This is a genomic window from Streptomyces calidiresistens, from assembly GCF_014141525.1.
Taxonomy (GTDB): domain Bacteria; phylum Actinomycetota; class Actinomycetes; order Streptomycetales; family Streptomycetaceae; genus Streptomyces; species Streptomyces calidiresistens.
The window spans coordinates 1-1,433 of sequence record NZ_VKHS01001094.1 but is presented as its reverse complement, the minus strand read 5'-3'; the positions used below and the strand labels follow the sequence as shown (position 1 = coordinate 1,433).

The following is a 1,433-nucleotide window of genomic DNA, read 5'->3' as shown; positions in this document are numbered from 1 at the left end:
GCGGGAGGGCCGATGACGGGGGAAGCCGGCTCGGGGAGCCATCCGACCAGCCTGGACGAGCGCGTGCTGCGGGAGATCGAACGCTCGCAGGGACCCATCGACCTCGACCTCGCCCGTCGTCTGCCCGGGGACCCGGCCGGCCGTCAACCCGTCCACACCGTCTACATGCCGGCCGACACGGTCCCCGACGATCCGGCGGGGGAGTGGGGGAGGGCGGCGCTGGAGTCGATGGACCGCCACGCCCCCGATCCGACGGTGTGGGAGGACCTGCTCGGCGCGGGTGTGGACGATCCCGCCGCCCTCGACGCGGCGGTGCGCGAGAAGCTCCGCCGCGAACCGGTGGAGGACCTGCGGATCGATTTCGAGGACGGCTACGGCATCCGGCCGGACGCGGAGGAGGACGCCCGGGCCCTCGCGGTGGGGCGCCTGCTCGCCCGCCTCGTGGCCGAGGGCACCGCTCCCCCCTTCCTCGGCATCAGGATGAAGTCCCTGGAGGCCCCGGACCGGCGGCGCGGGATCCGTACCCTGGACATCGTCCTCACGGCCCTGCACACCGCCGGTCCGCTCCCGCCCGGCCTGTTGATCACCCTGCCCAAGGTCACCCACCCCGCCCGGATCACCGCCATGGCGGAGTTGTGCGCGGCGCTGGAGGAGACCCGCGGCCTGCCGCACGGCACCCTGCGCTTCGAGGCGCAGATCGAGACGACGACGGCGGTGTTCGGCACGGACGGTCGCGTCACGCCACCGCTGCTGATCGACGCGGCGGGGGGACGCCTCGTCGGCCTGCACCACGGAACCTACGACTACACCGCCGCCTGTGGCGTGGCCGCCCACCACCAGGCCCCCGATCACCCGGCGGCCGAGCACGCCAAGGCGGTGATGCAGGTCGCCGCGGCGGGCACCGGGGTACGGGTCGTCGACGGTTCGAGCAACGTCCTGCCGGTCGGGGACACCTCCGCCGTACGGGCGGCCTGGCGCACCCACGCCCGCCTGGTCGAGCGCTCCCTGGCCCGCGGTTTCCACCAGGGATGGGACCTCCACCCGGGGCAACTGCCCACCCGGTACGCGGCGGTCTTCGCCTTCTTCCGCCGAGGGCTGACCCGCTCCGCCGAACGGCTGGCGGCCCGGACGGGTCGGGTGGAGACGGGTGTGCTGGAGGAACCCGCCACCGCCCGGGCCCTGGCCGATCACCTCCTGCGCGGGGTGGACTGCGGCGCGGTCCCGGGAGCGGAGGTCGAGGCGGCCTGCGGGATCCCCCTCCGCGAACTGGCCGAACTGGCGGGCCGGCCCACTCCGCCCTGACACCGGGGGCGTGCCCCGCGCGTCCGCTCCCGAACGCCCTCCCCGCACCCGGCGCACACCCCGTGGGGTGTGCGGGTCCCGGGCCCCGATCCGACCCGCGTCGAGGGCCATCGCGGTTCCCCGCCCCGGCC

At 75.6% G+C, this 1,433-nt stretch carries 1 protein-coding gene; it reads left to right on the top strand.

Annotation, left to right across the window (positions count from 1 at the left end; all coding sequences use genetic code 11):
• Positions 1-12 precede the first annotated feature (12 nt).
• Positions 13-1,302 carry a DUF6986 family protein gene (locus tag FOE67_RS25645; RefSeq protein WP_182667205.1) on the top strand — a complete coding sequence of 430 codons (1,290 nt, stop codon included), beginning with the start codon at positions 13-15 and terminating at the stop codon, positions 1,300-1,302.
• Positions 1,303-1,433 lie beyond the last annotated feature (131 nt).

Bases quoted from the DNA above. Each gene is read 5' to 3' on its own strand.
- FOE67_RS25645 (WP_182667205.1), top strand. From the start codon at position 13: ATGACGGGGGAAGCCGGCTCGGGGAGCCATCCGACCAGCCTGGACGAG.